Annotated in this window: 17 protein-coding genes; 4 read left to right on the forward strand and 13 right to left on the reverse strand. The window is 40.2% G+C overall.

Annotation, left to right across the window (positions count from 1 at the left end):
• Positions 1–311: 311 nt before the first annotated feature.
• Both V5804_RS12365 and V5804_RS12370 read right to left on the reverse strand, forming a co-directional pair.
• The gene (locus tag V5804_RS12365; RefSeq protein WP_369591700.1) at positions 312–1,583 is read right to left on the reverse strand and encodes a polysaccharide ABC transporter ATP-binding protein; all 1,272 of its coding nucleotides are present in this window, start codon (positions 1,581–1,583) and stop codon (positions 312–314) included.
• A gap of 26 nt (positions 1,584–1,609) precedes the next feature.
• Positions 1,610–2,458, reverse strand: a complete 849-nt coding sequence (locus V5804_RS12370) for an ABC transporter permease (protein WP_369591701.1) — start codon at positions 2,456–2,458, stop codon at positions 1,610–1,612.
• A gap of 489 nt (positions 2,459–2,947) precedes the next feature.
• Here V5804_RS12370 and V5804_RS12375 point away from each other — a divergent pair, with 489 nt between their 5' ends.
• Positions 2,948–3,880, forward strand: a complete 933-nt coding sequence (locus V5804_RS12375; RefSeq protein ID WP_369591702.1) for a glycosyltransferase family 2 protein — start codon at positions 2,948–2,950, stop codon at positions 3,878–3,880.
• Positions 3,881–4,234: 354 nt separating this feature from the next.
• Here V5804_RS12375 and V5804_RS12380 read toward each other — a convergent pair whose 3' ends face one another.
• Both V5804_RS12380 and V5804_RS12385 read right to left on the reverse strand, forming a co-directional pair.
• On the reverse strand, positions 4,235–5,338 hold the full coding sequence (locus V5804_RS12380) for a glycosyltransferase (protein ID WP_369591703.1): 1,104 nt from the start codon (positions 5,336–5,338) through the stop codon (positions 4,235–4,237).
• Between the two features lie 13 nt (positions 5,339–5,351).
• Positions 5,352–6,293 carry an NAD(P)-dependent oxidoreductase gene (locus V5804_RS12385; RefSeq protein WP_369591704.1) on the reverse strand — a complete coding sequence of 314 codons (942 nt, stop codon included), beginning with the start codon at positions 6,291–6,293 and terminating at the stop codon, positions 5,352–5,354.
• A 475-nt stretch (positions 6,294–6,768) separates the two neighbouring features.
• On the opposite strand from V5804_RS12385, the gene V5804_RS12390 reads away from it, so the two are divergent.
• The 3 genes from V5804_RS12390 to V5804_RS12400 all read left to right on the forward strand — a co-directional run bounded on the left by V5804_RS12390 (position 6,769) and on the right by V5804_RS12400 (position 11,418).
• Positions 6,769–7,854, forward strand: a complete 1,086-nt coding sequence (locus V5804_RS12390; RefSeq protein WP_369591705.1) for a glycosyltransferase family 4 protein — start codon at positions 6,769–6,771, stop codon at positions 7,852–7,854.
• 151 nt (positions 7,855–8,005) lie between these two features.
• Complete coding sequence (locus tag V5804_RS12395) at positions 8,006–10,345, forward strand: SLBB domain-containing protein (protein ID WP_369591706.1); 2,340 nt, start codon at positions 8,006–8,008, stop codon at positions 10,343–10,345.
• A gap of 2 nt (positions 10,346–10,347) precedes the next feature.
• Positions 10,348–11,418: a hypothetical protein gene (locus tag V5804_RS12400; protein WP_369591707.1), complete on the forward strand. Its 1,071-nt coding sequence runs from the start codon at positions 10,348–10,350 to the stop codon at positions 11,416–11,418.
• A gap of 127 nt (positions 11,419–11,545) precedes the next feature.
• On the opposite strand, the gene V5804_RS12405 is transcribed toward V5804_RS12400, so the two are convergent.
• The 9 genes from V5804_RS12405 to V5804_RS12445 all read right to left on the reverse strand — a co-directional run bounded on the left by V5804_RS12405 (position 11,546) and on the right by V5804_RS12445 (position 23,200).
• The gene (locus V5804_RS12405; RefSeq protein WP_369591708.1) at positions 11,546–13,249 is read right to left on the reverse strand and encodes a capsule assembly Wzi family protein; all 1,704 of its coding nucleotides are present in this window, start codon (positions 13,247–13,249) and stop codon (positions 11,546–11,548) included.
• A 189-nt stretch (positions 13,250–13,438) separates the two neighbouring features.
• The gene (locus tag V5804_RS12410; protein WP_369591709.1) at positions 13,439–15,133 is read right to left on the reverse strand and encodes a capsule assembly Wzi family protein; all 1,695 of its coding nucleotides are present in this window, start codon (positions 15,131–15,133) and stop codon (positions 13,439–13,441) included.
• Entirely contained in the window at positions 15,130–15,783 is a 654-nt protein-coding gene (locus V5804_RS12415; RefSeq protein WP_369591710.1) for a hypothetical protein, read from the reverse strand. Before V5804_RS12415 ends, V5804_RS12410 begins: the two co-directional genes overlap by 4 nt.
• Positions 15,784–17,736 (reverse strand): polysaccharide biosynthesis protein, encoded by a 1,953-nt coding sequence (locus V5804_RS12420; RefSeq protein ID WP_369591711.1) that lies wholly within the window; start codon positions 17,734–17,736, stop codon positions 15,784–15,786.
• 333 nt (positions 17,737–18,069) lie between these two features.
• Positions 18,070–19,044, reverse strand: coding sequence for a glycosyltransferase family 4 protein (locus tag V5804_RS12425; protein ID WP_369591712.1), 975 nt, complete (start codon positions 19,042–19,044; stop codon positions 18,070–18,072).
• A gap of 3 nt (positions 19,045–19,047) precedes the next feature.
• Positions 19,048–19,974, reverse strand: coding sequence for an NAD-dependent epimerase/dehydratase family protein (locus V5804_RS12430; RefSeq protein WP_369591713.1), 927 nt, complete (start codon positions 19,972–19,974; stop codon positions 19,048–19,050).
• Positions 19,946–21,130, reverse strand: a complete 1,185-nt coding sequence (locus tag V5804_RS12435) for a glycosyltransferase (RefSeq protein WP_369591714.1) — start codon at positions 21,128–21,130, stop codon at positions 19,946–19,948. The genes V5804_RS12430 and V5804_RS12435 overlap by 29 nt, the downstream gene beginning before the upstream one ends.
• 18 nt (positions 21,131–21,148) lie before the next feature.
• Positions 21,149–22,063: a rhamnosyltransferase gene (locus V5804_RS12440; protein WP_369591715.1), complete on the reverse strand. Its 915-nt coding sequence runs from the start codon at positions 22,061–22,063 to the stop codon at positions 21,149–21,151.
• 6 nt (positions 22,064–22,069) lie between these two features.
• Complete coding sequence (locus tag V5804_RS12445; RefSeq protein ID WP_369591716.1) at positions 22,070–23,200, reverse strand: hypothetical protein; 1,131 nt, start codon at positions 23,198–23,200, stop codon at positions 22,070–22,072.
• Positions 23,201–23,537 lie beyond the last annotated feature (337 nt).

Raw genomic sequence — 23,537 nt, forward strand, 5'->3', positions numbered from 1 at the left:
TTTGTAAAAGCGGAATGCTTCTTTTAGCAAGTATATTTCCTGAAAACACAACTTTGATAAATGAAAAATTAAACATGCGTAATTGTTGACCAGAAGTATCAAATAAAAATTGCTGATGCTGAGGGTAAGGTTTCTAAAAAAGTTTCGGCAAAAACGGCTTGAAATGCAATCTGGTTTTAAAACATCAATCGGCCGTATTGGTTTTATCACACCAGGAATTTAACAAACCTGGTTTTGTTTTGATGATTACGGATGCTTCTTTTACCACCTAAAAATCAGTGTACTCTGGATAAAAGGCTGGCTAAAAAACATCAGTTTTTTACCGTCCAATTTGGCCGGAACATGCTTGTCCTGCCGCGCCCTTCTGCCGGGAATTTCCTGCCCAAACCGTCTTTGTTAACCAGCGTGAAAAAGATGTCGCAATTATCGTGTATCACCCGTTTAACGTATTGGATGCCCACATCAAACTCGATGCGGTACTTGCCGGCCGCAAGTGTGTTGGCCGGGATTTTAAAAATCTTTTTAAAATACTGCGGATCAACTGTTTTGACGGAACCTTCGGCATCATCGTAAAGTACGTAGGCCAATTCGTAATCATGTTCGGACCATAAGGTGAAGCCCATGATCAAACCCAATATTGGTTTAAGCACCTCGCCTTCCATTTCAATTATCAAATCGGTTGTGGTGGAGAAGCCGTTTTCCAGGTCGGCCGGAAAGATGCTGCAGTTATACAATTTGATGTTGTCATCGCCATCGCTGCCTGTCCAAACGGTACTTTTTGGTTTTAGCTTACCTTCGTTAAAGTAAGTGGTTATCAGGTTGTTCATGTTTCCGAAATCCACCAACCGGCCATTTTTTAAATATAAACCGGTGTTGCAAAGCGCACTGATCGCGGCCATGTGATGGCTGACAAACAAAACCGTACGGCCCTGGCCTTTGCTTACATCGTTCATTTTGCCGATACATTTTTTTTGGAATTCGGCATCGCCTACGGCCAAAACTTCATCTACAATTAAAATTTCCGATTCTAAATGGGCGGCCACTGCAAAAGCCAAACGCACATACATACCGCTGGAATAGCGTTTTACAGGTGTATCAATGTACCTTTCCACGCCCGAAAATTCAACAATATCATCAAAACGTTTTAGGATTTCCCACTTTTTCATGCCCAAAATGGCACCGTTCAAAAATATGTTTTCCCTTCCGGTAAGTTCCGGGTGAAAGCCTGTGCCCACTTCCAGCAAGCTGGCAATCCGGCCTTCGCCAATAATTTTTCCGGTAGTTGGCGAGGTTACTTTGGTCAGGATTTTAAGCAACGTGCTTTTTCCGGCACCGTTGCGGCCAATAATGCCGACCGCTTCCCCTTTTTTAATTTCGAAATCAATATCCTTTAAACTCCAAACCAAGTTGCCTTTTGCTTTACTGGTGCGGTCGTTTACTTCGCCTACCATCAAAAACGGATCTTCTTTTCCGCGTATTTTGGCCCACCATCTTTCAAAATCTTTGTTTAAAGAACCGGTTGTAAATTCGCCCAACTGGTACAGTTTAGAAACATTTTCTGCTTTTATTGCAATATCACTCATCTAAAATCCTGGTAATTTTATATTTGTCAAACAGTGTCTACAAAACTTTTTTGAACTTTATTAAAGATAATAATCCCGCCAAGCAATATTAAAAAAGTAACGGTGGCAGAATAAATTAACAAGTGCCAGCTAAAACTGCCTGTGCCTAAAAAACCTAATCGAAAGGTTTCGATGATGGGCGTCATGGGGTTATATTTTATCACCCCTAAAAATTGCTTTGGTGCAACCGACAACGGGTAAACCACTGTGGTGCTGTACATTAACAACGGCACGCCAAAGCTAACGATAAAAGCCAGGTCGCGGTATTTGGTGGTCAATGCGGATACAATCATGCCCAAACCCAAACCCAAACTGGCCATTAAAAGCAGCAGCAACGGAAAAAGCAGGATAAAAACAGTAGGGTGAAAATGCGCGCCCTGCAAATGATAGTACAGCATCATCAGCAAAAACAAAAGCAACTGCACGCCAAAGCGGATGAGGTTGGAAAAGATGATACTGACCGGCATGATTAAACGCGGGAAATAAACTTTGCCGAAAATGATAGCATTATCCCGAAAAACGGTCGAGGTTTTGATCAAGCAATCCGAAAAATAATTCCAGGTGATGATGCCGGCCAGGTAAAATAAAGGTTTCGGCAAATTATCGGTTGAAATGCCGGCCACGCCGCCAAAGATCAGCGAATACATCACGACGGTAAATATTGGCTGGATAAAAAACCAGATTGGGCCCAATACCGTTTGCTTGTAAAACGAAATAAAATCGCGGCGGACGAGCAGCCAAAGCAAATCGCGGTACTCTAAAGTTTCTTTGATTTTTACATCCAGCAATGACGATTCCGGCTTGATCTCCCAATGTTTATCGGATTCGTGCATCATTTCCGTACGGTACTATCTTCGGCCATAATAATTTTATGATTGCGTTAATGCAAACCAACATAAGCTGAGTATGTTTAATTTTTCCTCAAAAACAATATTTCAAAACTGTTTTTATTATTAATTAATTTGAGGTTGTGGTCGATATATGGCTATCAACAATTGTTTTATTATTGATGATGCTTCTTTTACCGCATAAAAATTGGCGTCTATTTTTGCGTTTCGCCAATTTTAAAAAAGCACAAACACCAATTTTTATGTGATAAAAGAAGCATCAATAAACTCTGAATTTATTGAACATAAGATTTTGCATTTAAACACAAGTTTGCCCTTCGCAAAAAATCAAAACCAAATTTGGGACAATGTGTTTATAGAATCTATTTGCTGAGACTGGCCGCGCGTTATTTTCCAAGCTAAAATCTATCGCCCAACAATTGACTTTCATACATTAACCAAAATACATAACCCGACTAAAAAAATGTTTACAGCAAAATGAAAGCTTCTTTCGTACTGGTCAATTACAACAGGAGAGAGGAACTTCTGCTTACCATCGCAAAAACAAAACACCTAATCAAAAACAGTGTTTGGGACTATGAAATTGTGATTGTGGACAATGCATCCTCGGACGGGAGCGCAGAGGCGGTTAAAGCAAACCATTCGGATGTGGTGTTAATCGAAAACAAAGTAAACACCGGCGCGCCTGCCTGGAACCTGGGTTTTGCAAAAGCAAAGGGAGAATATTTTATCATTATTGATGATGACAGCCATGTGGTTTCGGGCTTGGACGATGCCATCAACCATTTGGATAAAAAACCCGACATCGGCATTTTAGCTTTAAATGTTATGACCGGCCCTTATACCAGCAAAGGTTGGCGCTGGAAAGACGGGCAGGACATTGTTGGTTTTATCGGTTGCGGCGCGATTTTCAGAAAATCGGTTTATGATAAAATTGGCGGTTATGCCGATTGGATTTTTTTATACGCTAACGAATGGGATTTGGGCATACGCACCATTGATGCCGGTTACCGGGTAGAATATTTTGCCAAATGTAAAGTTGATCATCGCACAAGTGCCGTGCACAGAAGCACCAAGCGGCTCAGGGTTTTATGTACCAAGCACGAATTGGGCATTATCTACAAACATTTCCCAAAATCAAGATGGAAATATTTGATCCGGGTGCTGATCAACAATTTGAAAACATTTAAAAAAGGCGAATGGAAAGAAACCTGGTACAATATCATTGGCTTTTACGAATTTTTTAAAATGCGTAAAAACCTGACTTATACGCCCATATCCTTAAAATCCCAAAAAATATTTATCAATCATTTTATAGGCACCAGGTTTGTGATTGCTTTTTTTTACCGGTTCCGTAAAAAGAAGGACGATGAAGTGGTTTTGCAAAATGCTGCGGTAGCCAATCCCTAATCAAAATAAAAATGGTTGCCGGGGCCGGAGGAATTTCAGCGATGATTTAAAATCTCTGTTTAATTTTGTCCCGCCTGTTTTTACATGCTTCTTTTATGCCATTAAAATTGGGCTTGTGGTTTTGGCTAAAGCCAATTCTTGTTCCCTTTATCCACGGCCTAAAGGCCGTGGCAATGAATAAAAAGCATTGTGCTGTAGGGTTTTTTATCAGCAGGTGAAAAAGGATTTGTAAAACGAGGCTGCTCAATTGCCACGGCCTTTAGGCCGTGGAATAAGTAAATTTAGGTTTGGCTTTAGCCAAAATAATACTGAAAGAAATTTAAAAAGGTTCTAAACAGCGGCCGACAAAACTCCTTAACTGTTCGCAAATACTTCCACATGCTCATCGGCAACTTTTTCCCAATTAAAAACACTTAACGCGCGGTGCTGTGCTTTTTCGGCCAAGGCCAGCATTTCGGGATAATGCGTTTCGCTGTAATTGATTTGTTCGGTCAGCGAAGCAATGTTTCCTTTTTTAAATTTACGAGCGGTATCTAAAACGGCATATTCATTCTCTTCTATATCACTCACAATCAGCGGAACATTCAAGCCCATCACGGTCAAAACGATCGGTGAAAGCCCTTCCACATCCGAAGGTTGAATGTAACAATAAGCATTTTTGATCAGCGCATTTACTTCATCGCCATAAATGTAGCCCGGAAACAAAACCTGGTTGTTGGCCAAGTCCTGCAATTTTTGTTCGTAAGGAGAAGGGTTTGGCGAACCACCGATCAACACTAATTTTTTGCTGGTGTTGGCATTGATAAAAGCCGGGATTAAATAATGCAAACCTTTATCAGGAATAAACCGGCCGATAAATAAATAATATTCGCCTTTTTGCAGGTTGTTTTTTTCGAGGATGTTTGTTGGCCCTTCTGCCATTTCAACTTCGCTGCCAAAAGGGATAAATTTGAACTGTTTTTTGAATTTATCTTCAAAAAGTTTTTTGGCGATGACGTTATCAAAGATGACTTCGTTGGGCAAATGCGCCGTTACAAAAGCTGAAAAGCGCAAATACAGCTTGGCGTACCAGGGCCATTTGTCGCGTTTCCAATCCACGCCATCCTGGCTGATAAATACTTTTTTGCCGAACAAACGGAGCGGCAGGGCCCAAATGCTGTTCCCGCCGTTTTGGATGTGGACAATATCGGCCGTGTTATGAAAAATAATATCGAAAGTGCAGCGGAAAGAGTGCCAAAGCGTATCAAAACCTTTTTTACTGGTTGTTTTGATGGTTTTTATTTTAACGCCTTTGTATTCTTTTACATCAACAAAAACATTTGGATAACGCCTGTTGTAGCCAACCACGCTGTGCCCGCGTTTTACCAGTCTCGGAAATAATTCTATGGCAAATTTATCGGCCCCGGCTGCGCCGGTTGCAGGCGGGATTGACCGGAAACCAAAAGCTGCGATACGCATCGGAAGAGTAGATTTATAAGGTAGTACTTAGTTCTTTTATGGCAGTAATTTTTCCGTCCAGATAGCTGGTATAATAATCGTCAATGTATTCTTTTAAAGCCACTTTCCAATCGCGCATGATGTTCATGTTGCGCAGCTCGAGTTTGCGGTTGATCAGGCGTTCCGAAGTTGGCCGCGGCGCAAAATAAGTATCTTTAAAATAGCTGGAATTTACTTCGTGGAAAGTAACGTCGTGTTCCAAACCTAAAATTTTAACCAGTTCTTGTGCCACTTCGATGCGGCTTGTTTCGCCGTTGCAAACCAGATTGTACAGTCCCCAGTATTCTTTCTCGATCAGTAATTTAACGTTCTTGGCAAAATCCACCGTAAAAGTTGGCGTGCCGTCCTTGTCGTTTACAATGTGCAAATCGCGTTTTCCGCTTGCCAGTTGCTTGATGAGTTTATTGATGAACTTCTTGTCTTTGTCCGGTCCGCCGCCCATCATCCAGCCGGCGCGGCAAATGATGTAACGTTTCGCATTTTCGCGCACATAACGTTCGCCCATGTATTTGGAACGTGCATAATGGCCAAGCGGGTTTGGTTCGTCCCAATCGTCGTAAAAATCTTTTTTGCCGTCAAAAATCCCGGCGGTGCTGATGTATAGCATCGGAATGTTTAACTGGTTGGCGATCATGACCGCGTTTTCTACAGAAGTAGTGTTGGTGAGGTAAGTATCTTCTAAATTGAGTTCGCAAAATTCCAGATCGGTATAAGCGCCCAGGTGGAAAAGGTAATCAGGCTTAAAATCTTCTACGTCTTTTTTGTACAGGTCGAAGTTGCGGAAATCTAAAAAGCTGAGCCATTTTTCATTTACATCCTTATCTGTACATTTAATTTGGTATTCGTTTTTAAAGATGCGGTAAAAAGCCTCGCCCAGCATCCCACCCGCACCCGCAATGTAAATTTTCTTCTTCATATGGTCGTTTTAGCTATCGTGGCTAAATATTTAGATGTTATTGAACAGCAGCAGGACTTATCATTATCAGTTACACCTTAGCTCCAAAAGTAACTTTTTTTGCCTCAAACCAGAACATTTTTTTAAAAGACAGTTAATTTTAAGATCTGAAATTATTTTAAAACTTTCCAAATTCAATTGTCCGAAAAACTTTGCATGCTTCTTTTACCCCTTGTTTTTTATTCAGCTAAAAAAGCACTCACCAATTTTATACGTGTAAAAGAAGCATTGGTTACACTTACTGCAAACAAATTAATAGATCAACCTAATTTATACGGGCAGCTTTGGCTTTTGTTTAGTTTAATCCAACTTAAAAATTTACGCCGGTGCTTTCTCCGGTAAATTAAACCGACTGAAAAAAAGAACATCCTTGAATAAATATTTAACTTTGGCCTATTTCTTCTTCCAACTTTAAGAAGTGAGTTAACAGACAAAAATGAAGGTAGCATTTATTACGAGACTAAACTTATATAAAATAGCCGGGGGCGATACCGTACAAATTGAACAAACCGCACGAAGGCTGGTTGATTTGGGTGTTGAAGTTGATATACTGCGCTCAGTAGATGCGATACCTTATGAAAAGTATGACCTACTGCATTTTTTTGGCATCCCGCGCCCGGCAGATATGGTTTACCACAGCAAAAGGTCTAAACTTCCGTTTGTGGTATCAACTATTTATTGCACTTATGGCGATTATTATAAGTACAACAGAAAAGGCATTGGCGTTTTTTTTTCCCGCTTGCCAACAGACAGGATGGAATATTTTAAAACGATTGCCCGTTGGCTGGTAGGAAAAGACCATTTTCCGAGCCTGAAATATTTGCTGACCGGCCAGCGCAAAAGTGTGATCGAAGTACTGGAAACGGCAGGTTTTATCCTGCCAAATTCTTATTCAGAATTAAAGCGGCTAAAAGAAGTATATACCGGCAAGGTTAAATCTATGGTAGTTACCAACGGCATCAACCCGGAAAAATTTCCCTACAATCCTGAGATTCCAAAAGATGAAAACCTGGTTATTTGTGTCGGCCGTATCGAAAACCGAAAGAACCAGCTTAATTTGATCAAGGCTTTAAACAATACTAAATATAAACTTGTGCTGATTGGCGCACCTTCGGCCAACCAGTTGGATTATTACCAGGAGTGCATGGCAACGGCTGCATCCAACGTAACTTTTTTAAACCGCGTGCCGCATGAGGATTTGGTGAAATATTATCAACTGGCCAAAGTACATGTGCTGGCCAGTTGGTTTGAAACAACCGGCTTAAGCTCGTTGGAAGCGGCCATTATGCGCTGCAATTTGGTCATCACAGAAAAAGGGGACACGCGCGAGTACTTTGGCAATGATGCTTTTTATTGTAAGCCTGAAAACCCGGAAAGCATTAAAGCAGCGGTAGAACGTGCAAGTGCAGCAGCCTTTCCTGAACATCTGGCAGAAAAAATATTGACCTCGCACACTTGGAAAAAGGCCGCAGAACAAACTTTGGAAGCTTATGAGGCATTACTGGCTGGCCATCAACAATGAACCATAAACCATCAGCTTCCCTACTGTTTTTACCGGCATAAAAGAAGCATCGGCAAAAATACTTTCCCTGCTAAATTCCGGTTTTTAACCATGGGTTTTCACCGATTTAAAATTTTAGATTTGCACCGCTCAATTTAACATCAATTTGTACATGCGCATTAAATACCTGCTTTGTTTATTTTTTTTCGGTTTGATCTTTTTTGCAAAACACGCTTCGGCCCAAAGTATGTCTATGAGCGACCCTTCAACCATCAAAGTAAGCCAGCTAAGCGACGACCAAATAACACAAGCCTGGAAAAAATTGCAGGACTCGGGCATTTCCGAGCAAGACGCGTATAAGCTGTTGGCGCAAAGAGGCATGCCCGCAACGGAAGTGGAAGAATTGAAAAACCGCGTTACTTTGTTAGGGCTCAACAAAAAAACACCGATAAAAACAGCATCGTCCGCAGAGAAAAAAAACATAGATTTTTCCAGAAGTATCAACGATAGTGTTTCGGTGCCGAAACCGGTCAAGCCTTTGCCGCCGCTTGCCGCCGCACCGGTTTTAAATGTTTATGGAACTGATTTTTTTAACCAGGCCGCCATCAGGTTTGAACCCAACTTTAACGTGGCCACGCCAAAAGGCTATGTTTTGGGGCCGGGCGATGAAGTGATTGTATTGGTAACCGGTTTAAACGAAAGCAGCGTGCGTACCAAGATCAGCCCCGAAGGTAATTTGCAAATCCCTTACGCCGGCATTGTTTATGTAAATGGGTTTACGATTGAACAGGCCACCAGTTTGATCAGGAATAAAATGACGAAAGTTTACCCGGCCTTGCGTTCGGGACAAACCCAATTAACCGTAAACCTGGGCAATACACGCAGCATCAAAATTACAATCGTTGGCGAAGTAAAAACGCCCGGCACTTATACGCTCTCCTCTTTGGCCACTTTGTTTAATGCTTTGTACAATTCGGGCGGGCCAAACGCCAATGGTTCGTTGCGGTATATTGAATTGATTAGAAATAACAAATCTTATAAAACCGTTGATTTTTACACCTTTTTACAGAGAGGTTTGCTGGATGGAAACGTTCGTTTGGAAGACCAGGATGTCATCCGAATTCCGGTTTACAAAAAACGTGTTGGCATCAGCGGCGAGGTTAAAAGGCCTGCAATTTATGAACTGAAGGAAACCGAACAGTTAGACGATTTGATCCGTTATGCTGGCGGCTACACCGATATTGCTTATAAAGGCATTGCAAAAGTGGATCAGATTAATACATTGGAACGCGAAGTAAAAGATGTGCCGGCCAATCTGTTTTCTAATTACATTCCTCACAATGGTGATCTGGTTCAAATCGGTGCAATCACTAATCGCTACACCAACCGTATTACTTTGGAAGGTGCAGTTTATCGCCCCGGAACTTACGAATTAACAGCCGGTTTTACGCTGGCCGAACTGTTAAAAACAGCACAAGGCTTAAAACCGGAAGCTTATATGGAACGCGGCTACATCAAAAGAACTTTGCCTAATTTAGAAAAAGATTTTATCGCTTTTAAGCCAAGTGATATTATCAGCGGTAAAAACGATGTGCCGCTTTTGCGTGATGATTCCGTCATCGTTCAAGATCGTACGGCTTTCACTTCAAACCAAAAAATTACGGTAAACGGTTACGTTAGGCGGCCTTCTATTTTAACCTTTCGAAAAGGCATCAAATTAGCGGATGCAATTGCAATGGCTGGTGGTTTTAACGAAGAAGCTGCCGATCATCATGTGGAGATTTCAAGAATTATCAAGAATGAATCGGACAGCGTGGCCAACCAGTTGGTCAGTACTTTTATCGTAAATATGGACGATAAAAACAGTAGTCAGGATGTAGAATTGCAGCCGCTGGATTATATCAATGTGCCGCGTTTGGTCAATTACCGTTCGCTGGGCAATGTGAGCGTTAAAGGTGAAGTTTTGTTTCCCGGAGATTATGCCGTGCAAAAAAGGGACGAAACAGCCACCGACTTTTTGAAAAGAGCTGGCGGCATAACGCCTTATGGTTCTGTTGAAAACACGCAAGTTTATAGAAATGGCGTACGTGTAAACTTAGAACTGGCTGCTAAAAACGCCGACCGCAAGAACAACAAAAACATGGTTTTACTGCCGGGCGACAGTGTTTTTGTGCCTCGCGTAATTTCTTATGTAGAAGTTTCGGGCGCAGTAAATAACCCGCAATTCGTTAGTTACAACGGCCGCCGGTTTAGATATTACATCAATTCGGCAGCAGGCCTTACCGAAAATGCACGGCTAAAAGGAGCATATATCAAATATCCGGATGGGCTGAACCGCCCGGTCAGGCATTTTTTATTCTTCCGCAATTACCCATCTGTAAAACCGGGAAGTAAAATTATCGTTCCCGTAAAAACGCCGAAAGCGCTTAAAATAGGGTTTGGCGATTTGGCTGTAATTATTGCCCCGGTGCTTACTGCCTTAGTTAGTTTATTTGCCATTTTACATAAATAAACATGAACCAGGAACCGGCCTACCCATATGAACCAGAATTTTCTTTCAACAAACTGCTGGTTGACCGTATCAACGACGTTAAATATGTGCTGCAGTTTAAAAAAACGCTGGCTTTGGTTTTAATTGCCGGTGCTTTGCTTGGCGCTTTAACCGCATGGCGTTGGACGCCAACTTATACCGCACGCTTAACTTTTGTGGTGGATGATGCAAAATCGGGAGGCGGCGCAGGCGGGTTGGCTTCTTTGGCCGGACAATTTGGTTTTAACCTGGATGGATTGGGCGGCGCAAGCGGCGTTTTGGCCGGGGATAATGTGCAGGAATTGATCAAAAGCCAGAAGCTAATCAAAAAAACTTTGTTGACGCCTTATGACAGCACGCAAACCCTGGCCGACCGTTATGCCGCGGTTTATAAGCTGGATAAAAAATGGTTGAAGTATAGCCCCAATGGCAAAACTGTCCGTTTTCCTGCGGATGACAAACATAACACCCGCCTGCAAGACAGTTTGCTGCATGAAATGACCACCATGATTTTAGGCGGAGAATTCGGTATTGCCAAAACGGATAAAAAATTAGGTTTTTTTGAAGTGAACACTACCATGCGCGATGAAAAACTGGCGATGCTTTTTTGTACAAGGATGATTCGGCAGTCCACCGATTTTTTTATCAGCACCAAAACCAAACGGTTGCGGAACAATGTGAACCGTTTGCAGCACCGTGCCGATAGTATTGGCCAAATCCTTAACCGCAAAACTTACGCTGCTTCCGCTGCCAACCAAAGTTTGTTGGACCTTAACCCGGCCTACACCACTGCCAACGCCAATGTGGATATCCGCGAACGCGATAAAATAGTTTTGTCCACTATTTTTTCTGAAACGGTCAAAAATTTGGAATCGAGCAAAACGATGCTGGCCCAGGAAACGCCAACCGTACAAGTGGTAGACGAGCCGGAACTTCCTTTAAAGAAAAACCGGCTGAAATATTCGATCGGGATTTTGACCGGCATTCTCCTTTCCGGGATATTGTTCAGCTTTTATGTGTTGCTGTCGCGCAAAACAGTTAAAAAAGTTGTTTAAACTTATTTTCGGATGCTTCTTTTATCGGGTAAAAATTAGGCTCATCCCGCTGATTTGTTTTAGAGGGAAATGATTTGATGGCCATTGTAAATAATCCTGTTCCAACAAAAACAAAAGTTTAAACAATTTAAAACCTGAACGTTACGCCAAGTTCGCCATGAAAATTAAAAACATCGTTGTGCGGGATATAATACTTGCCCGGGTCATAATCTTTTAAAATCCATTCGTAATTTAAGGATTTGATTTCCTGTAATTTGGCATTGAATATCAGGTTTTTGTAGTTCCATTCGCCGTTTAAGGCAAAGGCAAAATCAACCCATTTCCTGCTGTTGCCATTGATGTCTGGGAAAGCTGTGCGGTAAAAATCAACATCGTGTTCGTAACGTTCTAAGCCGATGCCTAATTTTTTCAGGCCCGAAACCCAGCTTACATCTACGGATTGCAGGTTTCCGCCGGAACCGGTCCCGGCACCCAAAATCTGGCCTTCGTTCGTATGCCCTTGTGTTACCTGATAATGCGTGTACCATCCGCCCGCATCGCGCACCAACTTGTCTGGTGTTTGTGAAAGCTGGGTAATTTCGGCACCGAACAAAATATGCTGGTCAATTTTACCCGGTAAAAGAAGCATCTTGCGAAAGCCAAACAAATAGGCCCGGGAATGATCCGGCGAACCTAAAAAATCATTATAATTATAAGAGTTGTCGTTCAGGCCGTACTCAAAATAAACCTCTGCCTGCGCTTTGGTAAACAACCAGCGGCTGTAAAACGAAGTTACCTGATCGCGTGGAAAAGGGTCGCCGTTGACACCGGAAACAACTTTTTCATATGCTGTAAGGAATGGAAAATAACCTTTTAAACCGTGGACATCATTATGATAAGCATCAAAAGTCCGGGTATAACCAAGCGTAAGGCCCGGTACCCATTTTGGGTGGTAGTTGATGTTGATCCCGGTGAAATACCGCCAATCGTTTCTTTTTGGTGCAAATAAATTTGTCCCGTCTGGCAAAGCAGTTACCGCTAAAGGTGTAAAATTTGACGCATCCAACCGCGCGGCTATAAACTGGGCTTCAAAAGAACCGATGTAAGTTTTTATTGGCCGAACGGTATTTAAGGTGAAATGCTTGAAACCCGGAGCATTATTGCTTAAAACCAAAGCATTGCGAACGCCCGGCCCCCACCAGATATTTTCGTTGGACAGACCTGCGGACACCGGCCCAAAAGTCAGCCTGATACTGCTTTGGCCCCAAAATGCTTTGCTGTACGGGCTGTTACCATAGCGTTCGGGCCAGTCAATCATATTGTGATAGACGTAGTAATTGGCCAAATCCTGCCCGGTATGGCCGGAAGCAAAACCATTAAAAGCCGGGTTTGTGGCATAAACATATTCCGGCCTTAACTGAACACTTAACGGACCAATTTTTGCAAAAAAACCACCGCTTACCATCGTTTGATAGCCTTTAGCCGGAATCATGGCGCCATCGTTCCAGCCATAAGGATGATCAGAATTATATTGCTGCTGCCAGGATAAGGGCAAGATTTGGAAAACGCCTAAACCTTTTGCAAAAGACATGGGCCCGGTTTTTACCCAATGGTCAGCTTTGAGGGAACTGTCCGGATCAAAAACATCCTTGATTTTTGACGAAGCAACCGGAAAAAGAGGGCGTATGGTAAAAGAAATATTAGAATCCACCTTGCCTAAAAGCTGTTCGCGCCGGTAATAATCGTCCAGTACATTTGAACCAACGGGAAGCGTTTGTGCAGATACTTTAGCGCCTGGCACAAAGCAGCTAAAAGCAAGCGCACTCAATACGATAAAAAATATTTTTTTCATTTCTACGGGCCTGATTGTCAGGACTTGCTTAACCTCTTTTTTGCCTTCATGCTTCTTTTACCGTACTAAAAACAGTATGGCCAATATTCTAAATTTACGTTTGATACCAATTTTTTAGTGCTAAAAGAAGCATTGCGATGATCTTTCCAAAGCTTTAAAACAACCTGCTTATCCATCCACATCAATAAACTAAAACCTATAACTGGCCCCAAGCTGCACCTGCAAATTAAACCTGCTGGTTTGGTTTTGAAAAGTAATATCGTTGCCCGGTTTCTTTAAAGCCCATTGGTAATCAAAAGATTTAATCCCTTGGATTTTTGTATTGAAAATTAAGTTTTTGTAATTCCATTCGCCGTTAAAGGCCATGCTCATATCCACCCAGTGTCGCGTGTAATCCTGGCTGTCGCTAAAGGCGTAGTAATAAAAATCGTTGTTATGTACGTAGCGCTCAAACTGCAGGCCCAGCTTTTTTAATCCGCTAACCCAACTTACGTCCAAAGATTGAAGGTTTGCCCCCGGCCCAATCCCGGCCCCCAAACTTTCCCCCAAGTTGGTATAACCCTGGCGGATGCTTTTGCTGACGTACCACTCATCGCCGGCCAAAAGTTTGCTGATCGAATTTTCCTGAAGCTGGGTAACTTCAACACCAATTAAAATATTTTCCTTACGGGAGCTGTTAAAAGGCAACAGCTTTCTAAGCCCCCAAATGTACGCCCTCGAATTTTCGGGCGATAAAATTGATTGTAAAAAATCGCTTGTGGTATTGTTGCGGCCGTATTCAAAATAAATCTCGGCGTGTTCTTTTGTCCACACCCAGCGCATAAAAACTGAGCTTCGCTGGTCTTGCTTGTTGAGCGGGTCGTCTGGTGCGTTTACTCTTTTTACCGATGAAAAAAGCGGCAGGTAACTTTTGATTCCGCTCAAATCCTTGCCATAAGTTTGGGAGCTTTGATCGAAACCTAGAAACAAGCCGGGAACCCATTTAGGCTGCCAGGTTACGATGATTCCGGCCAGGTAACGCCAGTCGTTAAGCTTTGGCACATACAAATTGGTGTTAAAATAAGTATGGTCTGGAACCAAAGGCGCAAAGCCCGAGTTTTCTAACCGCCCGGCAATCAACTGCCCTTCAAAAGAACCAATGGGCGTTTTTAAAGGCCGGGAAGTATTTAAGGTGAGGTGTTTAAAGCCCGGTGCAGAATTGCTCATCAACAATGAATTCCGGATACCCGGCCCCCACCACAAATTTTCGGTAGACAGGCCAAAAGACAAGCCTTTGTAATTTAAGCGGATACTGCTTTGGCCCCAATAGGCCTTTGTATAACTGTTTGTACCAAAACGGACGGGCAGATCAGTATTGTTGTAAATATCGTAGTAACGGGCAAAAATAACATCGTAATGGCTTTGGCTTAACGTTTCAAAGGGCGGGTTTTGGGCAATCACCAATTCTGGCCTGAACTGGATAGACAAAGGCCCGTACTCCGCAAAAACACCGGCACTAAAATAAGTTTGAATGCCTTTTGCCGGGATCATGGCGCCATCGTTCCAACCGTAAGGATGATCTGAATTAAGCTGAGACTGAAAAGTTAGTGGTAAAAGAAGTATGCTTAATTTTTTATCTGCATATCGCCCAGAACCGTTTACTTTCAGCAAATTGTAGCGTTGCTCGCTGCTGTCGGGATAAAAAGGGTCTGCCGGCTTTTTTAAACTGGTTGGAAACACCGGCCGAACGGTAAAAGAAACACTGGTATCGGCCTGGCCCTGCAACTGCGTCCGCCTGAAATAATCTTCGGTAGCTACGGCACCAACCGGAAGCGACTGCGCATGTATTGCCGAACTGATACCAATCAGCACAACACAAATGATGGTAAATTTGATAATCCTCACAAGGTAATTGCTTTTACAACGATATTATCTACCGACCAGCTTTCATCGCATTTCGGATCGGCTGCATTCGGTTGGATCAGCTTATCTAAGCACTGCAATACCAAAGTTTTATTGGTATGCCTGAAAGTTTTTTCGATCTTATATTCGGTTGTTCCGTTGGGGCTGCTGCTGTTGCTGCAGGCACCGGGAAGATCAGTCCTGAAAGCACCTGTTTTGGGGTTATGATTGCTGTTTGGATAATCTGCAGGATAAGCTTGCGGCGGGCAAAAAACACCACCGCCGCCCGGGCAAATATCATTAGAAAAAGTAGTGTTGATATACGTGTTTCCGTCAACCAGCATCTCCCAAATATCCGGGCCGTCGGGTGCCATTCTGTTGCCGTCCCATTTATCGTGTATGTACAAATCGAAAGAAATGGTGATCAGGTCATGTTCAGGCAGGTTGTTAACGGTTAGTGCAAAGTTGCCGTTGTTGTACCGCCCTAAAACTGCCGAATTGTTAAACTGAGCGATCGCACCGCTTTGTATGGCAGACAGATCGCCGCTTTCAAAGTTGTTGGCGTAAACCTGCACTTCATTGCGCACATGCTCTTTACAGGAAACCAAAAAAATGATGCAGAAAGCAACAATAAATCGTATTTCTTTTATCATTTACCTTGCTTTAGAAATCATGTCCAACTCTTCAAACACCGAGTTTTTACTTTTAAACTCGTGCACAATTTGCTTCATGGTTTTCACCACCTGCAAATCGTCATTGGTTTTGGCCTGGTTGATCAGTTCATAAATCTGGCTTTCAATTTCGTTGAACAAGTATTCCCTCACTTTGCCGATCATGATTTTTTCGTGATGGGTTGGCATCGTGTTTTCATGGTCGTTCAGCAATTCTTCAAACAGCTTTTCGCCTGGCCTTAAACCTGTAAACTCGATTTTAATATCTTGGTTTGGGATCAGTCCGGCCAGCCGGATCATGCGTTTGGCCAGTTCAATAATCTTTACCGATTTGCCCATGTCAAAAATGTAGATCTCGCCGCCGTTGCCCATACAGCCTGCTTCCAAAACCAAACGGCAGGCTTCGGGAATCGTCATAAAAAACCGCGTGATTTCCGGATGCGTAACCGTAACCGGTCCGCCTTTTTCGATCTGTTCTTTAAACCTTGGAATAACCGAGCCGTTGGAACCCAGCACATTGCCAAAACGCGTGGTGATAAAACGGGTAATTGGTTTGGTATTGTTTAACTGGCTTAAACCGTTTGTAAAACGGAAATCTTTACTGCTGATGGATTTGTTTAAAGCCTGCACATAAATTTCGGCAATCCTTTTTGAGGCACCCATTACGTTGGTTGGGTTTACGGCTTTATCCGTAGAAATCATCACAAACTTTTGCACGCCGTGTTTTACCGAAAGATCGGCAATGGTTTTTGTTCCCAACACATTGGTTTTGATGGCTTCCGAAGCATTGTCTTCCATCAAAGGAACATGTTTGTAAGCAGCAGCGTGGTAAACATACTGCGGTTTGTAGGTTTCAAACAAATGGCCCATGCGTTTTTCGTCTTTTACGTCGCCTACAAAAGCATGGAAGTTTGAGCTTACGTGCGCATCTTCAATCTCCAGGTACATATGGTGCAAAGCCGTTTCTGATTGATCGCACATAATGATCAAGCCGGTATCAAACTTTAACAATTGCCTCACAATTTCGCTGCCGATAGAGCCTGCCGCGCCGGTTATCAATATCCTTTTTCCTTTTAACTCAGTCTGGATGGCGGTAATATCAATCTGAATAGATTTCCGGTTTAAGAGGTCTTCAATATTAACTTTTTGAATTTGCGTTGGCTGCAACTTTCCGCCCGACCATACATCATGCGGCGGAACGTGCAGTACTTTGATGTTGTTTTCGAGGCAAACATCTACAATTTTGTTTTTACGGTCTACTGGTATGGTGTAAGAAGCAAAAATCACTTCGTCTAATTTATGATCTTCTATCAGTCCCGGCAGCTCTTTGGCATCCAGTATCTTAATCCGGTCAATCATTTTTCCTACTTTTCGCTGGTCGTCATCTACGTAGGCGATGATGTTTTTATTCACTTTAAAATCATGGTCGAAAGTCCTTTTTGCGGCAACGCCAGATTCGCCTGCACCATAAATGATCACCCTTTTTTTATCCAGCCTCAGGTTTTTTACGTACAAAAAGAAATACTTTACCAGCATTCGGTAGGTTACCATCAGCAAAAAGCATGACAAGGCATTGATAATTAAAATACTGTTGGAAATAAACTGCGGCCTGCCACTTGCCACGGTAAATAAATTGAAGATAAAAAAAGCACCGTTGCTAAGGAAAACGGCAAACAAAATACGGAAAGAATCCTGCGCGCTGGTGTACCGGATGATGCCTGAATAGGTTTTTACGGCAAAGAAAACAATGGTACTGATGGCTAAAATAATCAATACGTTTTGACTGAACTGCATAAAATTAAGGGCAGAAAAGTCGAAATTGTATTTGATGATGTAAGCAGCCGTGATGGACAGCAGGCAAATGAGCAGGTCGAGGGTAAAGATTATCCAGCGCGGTACTATATTTAACTGTTTAAACAATCTGGTGGAAGTCATGTGAGCATAATTGTGAGCTATCGCAATACAACGTGTATTAAATATCTACATTTAAAAGTTTGTTGTGTTTGTAACAGATGCTTTATCTACAATCTTTATCGGCAAATAATGAAGTAAAATAAAGCATAAATTTAAACATAGTTAAAAAAATTGTCATTGGTTTTTGTTTTTATATCTAATACGTTAATACGGTGTGCATCTGTTACAGCATCTTAAAATTAATTTTAACCAAGGCATACTTCTTTTATCATATAAAAATCAGTGGTGTGTATGCGGACATCAAACATTACAACAACAATTTTAGGGTGGTAAAAGAAGCATCGTGCCAAACACTTATATTTTAACCGGTTTCAACAACCTGCGCGGACCTTCTAATAAAAACCGTAATGCAACGAACAAACCGGTAACCAAAACCAAAACCGCGGCTAATTTAAAGTTTGATGCCGAAAGAAAAGCAAGCCAGCAAATATTTATCCCTAACTGAACCAAGGCATACAGCGAGGCAACCAGCACGTGAGGCAGTTTTTTTTCGTTGGCCAAAAACTGGTACAAATGGCTGCGGTGCGCTTTAAAAATATTTTCTTTTCTAAAAAGCCTGAACACAATGGTCGAAATTGCATCCAGACCGTAAAGCAAAAGCAGCGCAAAGTAGCCCGGGTTTTGTGTTTTGATGATCAGTTGCAGCAAAAAGAAAAGGATAATGAAAGCCAGGCTCACGCTGCCCACATCGCCGGCAAAGCATTTGGCTTTGGTACGGAAATTGAAAAAGTTAAAAACCAGCACGGCCAGTATCGCCACGATCAAAAAACCATCGGCAGTAAAATGAACCCTAACCGCATTGATGTATTGTAAAGTAACCAGCGTAACCAAACCATAGCCGCCGGTAATACCATTTATGCCGTCCATAAAATTGATGGCGTTGATCGTGCCGATCACAAATACCAAAGCAAGCAAAATCCAATAAACCGGGAACACAAACAGGTGTAGCTGGTAAAAAAGCAAGGCCACGGCCGTGATATGGAAAAGCATCCGCACTTTGCTGCTTAGTTCGCGGATGTCATCCATAAAACTGATGAAGCCAATCAGCAAAAGCCCAACTAAAAAGTATGGATAAACGAAGCCTGCATAAAATGAAAAAGCCAGGATGGCAAATGCAAAAATAATCCCACCGCCACGTATGGTTATGGCCGTATGCGAACTTCGGTGGTTGGGCTTATCAATAATGTTGAAATGATCGGCAATTTTGAAGTACAACAATTCGGCAGCAAAAAGGAGGACTAAACTGATAGCAAGTAGGGTTAGGGGCATAAATTATACTTGGCTAAAAGAAGAAGCAGTTATTTGCAGGCCCCGTGCTGTTTTTACAGGCAATTTTTTGTTGATGGCTGCTTTTATTTTTGCATTGCTTACCACGTAGCTTTCCGTTAATTTACCAAGCCGTTCGGTAGTTAAAGGAAGGTGCAGCCGATCGCCAACTTTGGCAAAAAAAGTAATCAACCGGGGAGAAATCTTCCACAAGCGCGGTTTTTTATTTAAGGATTGAGATAGTATCGTAACTACTTCATTGGTAGAAAGTGCTTCATCATCTGCAACATTATAAATCCCACTTTTAATATCGTCCCTTGAGATCAATTCTTTGATAACAAAGCAAAGGTTTTCGACACTTAAAAAAGACCTTTTGTTATTAAAACCGGCTAAAGGATAAGGGATCCCTTTTTTAACAACCTGGTAAAGCAAATTCAAATTGCCTTTATTTCCCGGCCCATGGATCATGCAAGGGCGAAGGATATAATAGGACTTCCCTGCTGGCAAAGTTTGGCTTTGAATATATTGTTCGGCCATTAACTTGGATTTTCCGTAATCTGTTTTAGGTTCGGGTTCAACATCTTCTGTCAGTATTTGATCAACCTCATCAGCAGCCGCTTTAACAGAACTTATAAAAATAAATTTTTTTGCGTTGGAATCTAAAAAAGCATCATACAGCTTTTTAGTGAGTTCGAAATTAACCTGGTAGTATTCTTCGGGATTAGACGTTTTTTTAAGGTTGTGGGCTTTGCCGGCCAAGTGGATGATGGAATTGTAGTTGTTAATTACATCTTTAGAAATATTTTGTAGTTCTTTTCTGTTTAGCGCATCGCTTGGATAATCTTTTTTAAGATAATTAATTAAATTATGGCCAACAAAACCTGATACACCTGTTATCAAAATTCTAATTAATTTGCGAGGTAAGCTGTTCAAATTCACGGTAATATTTTAATTGTTCATTTACAAAATCTGTTCTTGAATATTTATGTCGGTCATTCAAAGAATTCAATTTAAACTTTTCACGTTCACCTATATCTCTTACTAATAGTGTTAAAGAATTACAAATGTTTTTAACATCTAATGTTGTATCATCACTATCACTGGGTTGTATCAACAGTCCATTATATCCATTTCTAATAACATCTTCATTACCTCTGGATTTGAAAGTAATTACAGGAACCCCCATAGACAGTGCCTCTAAAATACAAGTAGGGAGTCCTTCTTTCTTACTTGGAAAAAGAAAAATGTCAGTTATCGCTAAATAATGTTCCACATTACTTGTAAATCCAATATTTATAATATCACCACTTTCTTTAAAAAACTTATTTTCGATTTCATTTAACCCGGTAGGATGAATTGAATCGCGACCGCCCATTAAAATTAGTTTATACTTGCCGGGATACGTGTGGGATAAGTGCCTAAAAGATTTAATAACGAGATGAAAACCCTTAAAACTAACATACCTGCCTGTAAAAGCAATTACAATATGATTGGAATTTATATGATGCTTAATTCTAAGTTCTGTTTTAACTTTAAAAGATACACTTTCTGGATTAAACTTATTAGTATCACAACCAAAACCTAAACAATTGTATTTATATGCTTTACTTCCAAAGTGGTTTCTGACCAAATTAAAATCCTGCTTATTTACGGTAAATATTTTTTTTAATTTGAAAAAGCACAACATTTCTACCAAAGTGAAAATGATTTTTTTAAAACCAGAACTTGCATTCATCCCTAAACCATGGAAAGTAGCCCAGTAAGAAACGCTTTTGTCTTTTAACAAAATGACAGGACAGGTAGCAGTTGTAAAATGAGAGTGAACTAAATCTGGTTGTTCCGTTTCTATTACTTTTTTTATTTGTTTAGCAGCTTTCCATTCTCCTAAAATTGTTATTCTCCTTGGTATGTCTATAAAATGAAAGGTTAATTTTTTGTAATAAACGTCCTTATCTTCAATATTTATCACTTTTGATTTAGAGCAAATAACACAAACTTCAATATCTGTTTTTTCCTCAAGAAACAATGCAAGTTCTGATAAAAAATTATTGAAACTTCCAAAGTCTGTAATAATTAATAATAACTTCATATGTAACTTATCTTATAGTTAAAATTTATATGGACACTCACCACCAACACCCCTTATCCCATCTTTAAACCCATTAAAGCTATATTTTAAATACTTGATTCGTTCGGTAGATACAGTAAAGTAAACTATCAATCTTAGTGTATTAAATACTATTTCCCTTATTTTATATCCAATTGGAATATTCTTGTTCTTTACCATAAAAACACTATTTCGAAAAAGGTAGTACCTTCTAAACGGACTATGCACGGCAATACTCCTACCCCCAATGTTTAACCGTTTTTCTCCTATCGTGTGCATCATCATAACTTTTGGCGAAGCAAATAACTTGTAACCCATTGCACGAGCCCGAAATGACCAATCAACATCAATGCAATCAATAAAAAGTTTTTCGTCCATCAAACCCACTTCTTTTAAAACATTAATGTTGATAAAACACCCGGAGGCAATCAAAAAGGATGCTTCTTCCGGCTTTTCTGATGGCTTGATGCGTTCTATAAAAGGCCCCCAAAATCGGGTTATGGGATACATTTCTTGTGTTACTTCATTATAATAGACTGGCCCGATAGCGCCAACTTTGATTTTTTTGTTTAGTAACTCATGCCGGGCTGCAAATATATTACTAACAAAATCAGCTTTTAAAACAGAATCCTGATCTAACAGCAACACATCAGACGCACTATTTTCGATCGCTGCTTTAATTCCTATATTTTGAGCTGACCCGAGGCCAATGTTCTTATCGTTGTAAACAATTATAAATTCCTTTTTTATTTCAAACTGCTTATTGCTTAAATAATCCTTCAATTGGGTAATGTCTAACGACCCATTGTCTACAATAGTAATACAATAAACCTGATTACATAATGAATCGATTTGACGATTTAACAAATCCAAATCAGGGTTATAAGTAACGGAAACACTAAATATTTTTTCCATATAATATTAATTTTTCACCAACCCTGGGTTTAATAGTTTAGTAGCTTTCAAGTTTGGTGTAATTGATGATGTATTTGGAAAGTTTTCAACATACGTATAAGTAAGAAAAAGCATAGCAAAAATCGAATACAATACAGGGTTAGAAAACGAAACGAAATAATACATAATTAAAGCTCCTTTTAAAAAAAATGTATTTTTTTTCTTTCCTAAAAGTGGCCAAAAATAAAAAAAGGTGGCGGCAATGAATGAAATTATACCATATTTTCGCAAATACTCAAACTGGCTTAATTCAATATTATCTACGTATGCTCCATATCCTTTCGAATAAAATAATGATCCGGGCCCTTCCCCTGTAAGCATAGCTATCGGGTGCATTTTAAATTCATCAAATACTGATTGGATATGACCATTTCGTATTTCCAAACCATCACTTTGTCCATTAAAAATCCCAATCAACTCTTTTCCAAAAGGCAAATTATACAAACCCCAAAAAACTACTGCAAGAAAAAAGGGGACAAAGAATATTCGTAAATATGATTTTTTAATAAAAACGATAAGTGCCCATATTAATAGAATGACGAAACCAAATCTAGACGGAGCAAGAATTAATGCAATTAAAATAGTTAAATATGAAAAATAATTTTTGCATTCAAAACATAATACACCACATATTATTAAACTCAATGTTCCTTGAAAATATACATTGGGCAGTATATCACCACTTAAAAAATTTTTGTTGCCAAAAAATCCATTGGAACGTTCTTTTATGTAGTCGTTTACATTATTTATATAAGTTAACCCAAATACCCGGCCTACAAACAATGTTATAATTAATCCGGCAAATATAGTTCCGCTTATCACAAATGTTTTTTTATTTATTTTACTTCCGTATATATATAAAAAGAAGACCGGAATTAATAAAAACGATATAATCCAAACACTGCTTGATATTAATGAAACATCCGGGTTAACTAACGAAACAGATAAGCCAGGAACTAAGGATATTAAAAAGATGAAGTATAATAAGATAAAACTTCTATTGATACTTTTTACTAATGCGGTGCCGTAAAATGCAAATAGAAATATAATAGCAAATGAAATATTTCTAAGTCCTAACCCACCTCCAGAATCAATCATTAAACATGTTAAACAGACAATATTCATGATTACCCTAATCCTATTAGTAATAATATTTTGGATCATTGGCCGGCTCAATTAAACTATTATCGTTAAATAATTATACATATTATTAAATTATTGTATTTTTAACAGTAAAATTTTCACTCACATCTTAAGTTATAAACCTTAATTTACAAAAACAATTTGATACTGACAATGATAATTTTCTATCTTAATTTAAAATTTTAATATATTTTTTAAATACATCAGAGTAGTTTATAGTACTTCTTTTATGCTCGTAAAATTTGATTTGATGATCAATAAAAATAAAAAACGCATGAAAATTTTTAATATT

This window comes from Mucilaginibacter sp. (genome assembly GCF_041088075.1).
In the GTDB taxonomy this organism is placed as follows: domain Bacteria; phylum Bacteroidota; class Bacteroidia; order Sphingobacteriales; family Sphingobacteriaceae; genus Mucilaginibacter_A.

What these genes read in the sequence shown, in the direction of transcription:
- V5804_RS12365 (WP_369591700.1), bottom strand. Translation starts at nt 1,583, where the DNA reads ATGAGTGATATTGCAATAAAAGCAGAAAATGTTTCTAAACTGTACCAG.
- V5804_RS12370 (WP_369591701.1), bottom strand. Translation starts at nt 2,458, where the DNA reads ATGATGCACGAATCCGATAAACATTGGGAGATCAAGCCGGAATCGTCA.
- V5804_RS12375 (WP_369591702.1), top strand. Translation starts at nt 2,948, where the DNA reads ATGAAAGCTTCTTTCGTACTGGTCAATTACAACAGGAGAGAGGAACTT.
- V5804_RS12380 (WP_369591703.1), bottom strand. Translation starts at nt 5,338, where the DNA reads ATGCGTATCGCAGCTTTTGGTTTCCGGTCAATCCCGCCTGCAACCGGC.
- V5804_RS12385 (WP_369591704.1), bottom strand. Translation starts at nt 6,293, where the DNA reads ATGAAGAAGAAAATTTACATTGCGGGTGCGGGTGGGATGCTGGGCGAG.
- V5804_RS12390 (WP_369591705.1), top strand. Translation starts at nt 6,769, where the DNA reads ATGAAGGTAGCATTTATTACGAGACTAAACTTATATAAAATAGCCGGG.
- V5804_RS12395 (WP_369591706.1), top strand. Translation starts at nt 8,006, where the DNA reads ATGCGCATTAAATACCTGCTTTGTTTATTTTTTTTCGGTTTGATCTTT.
- V5804_RS12400 (WP_369591707.1), top strand. Translation starts at nt 10,348, where the DNA reads ATGAACCAGGAACCGGCCTACCCATATGAACCAGAATTTTCTTTCAAC.
- V5804_RS12405 (WP_369591708.1), bottom strand. Translation starts at nt 13,249, where the DNA reads ATGAAAAAAATATTTTTTATCGTATTGAGTGCGCTTGCTTTTAGCTGC.
- V5804_RS12415 (WP_369591710.1), bottom strand. Translation starts at nt 15,783, where the DNA reads ATGATAAAAGAAATACGATTTATTGTTGCTTTCTGCATCATTTTTTTG.
- V5804_RS12420 (WP_369591711.1), bottom strand. Translation starts at nt 17,736, where the DNA reads ATGACTTCCACCAGATTGTTTAAACAGTTAAATATAGTACCGCGCTGG.
- V5804_RS12425 (WP_369591712.1), bottom strand. Translation starts at nt 19,044, where the DNA reads ATGCCCCTAACCCTACTTGCTATCAGTTTAGTCCTCCTTTTTGCTGCC.
- V5804_RS12435 (WP_369591714.1), bottom strand. Translation starts at nt 21,130, where the DNA reads ATGAAGTTATTATTAATTATTACAGACTTTGGAAGTTTCAATAATTTT.
- V5804_RS12440 (WP_369591715.1), bottom strand. Translation starts at nt 22,063, where the DNA reads ATGGAAAAAATATTTAGTGTTTCCGTTACTTATAACCCTGATTTGGAT.
- V5804_RS12445 (WP_369591716.1), bottom strand. Translation starts at nt 23,200, where the DNA reads ATGATTGATTCTGGAGGTGGGTTAGGACTTAGAAATATTTCATTTGCT.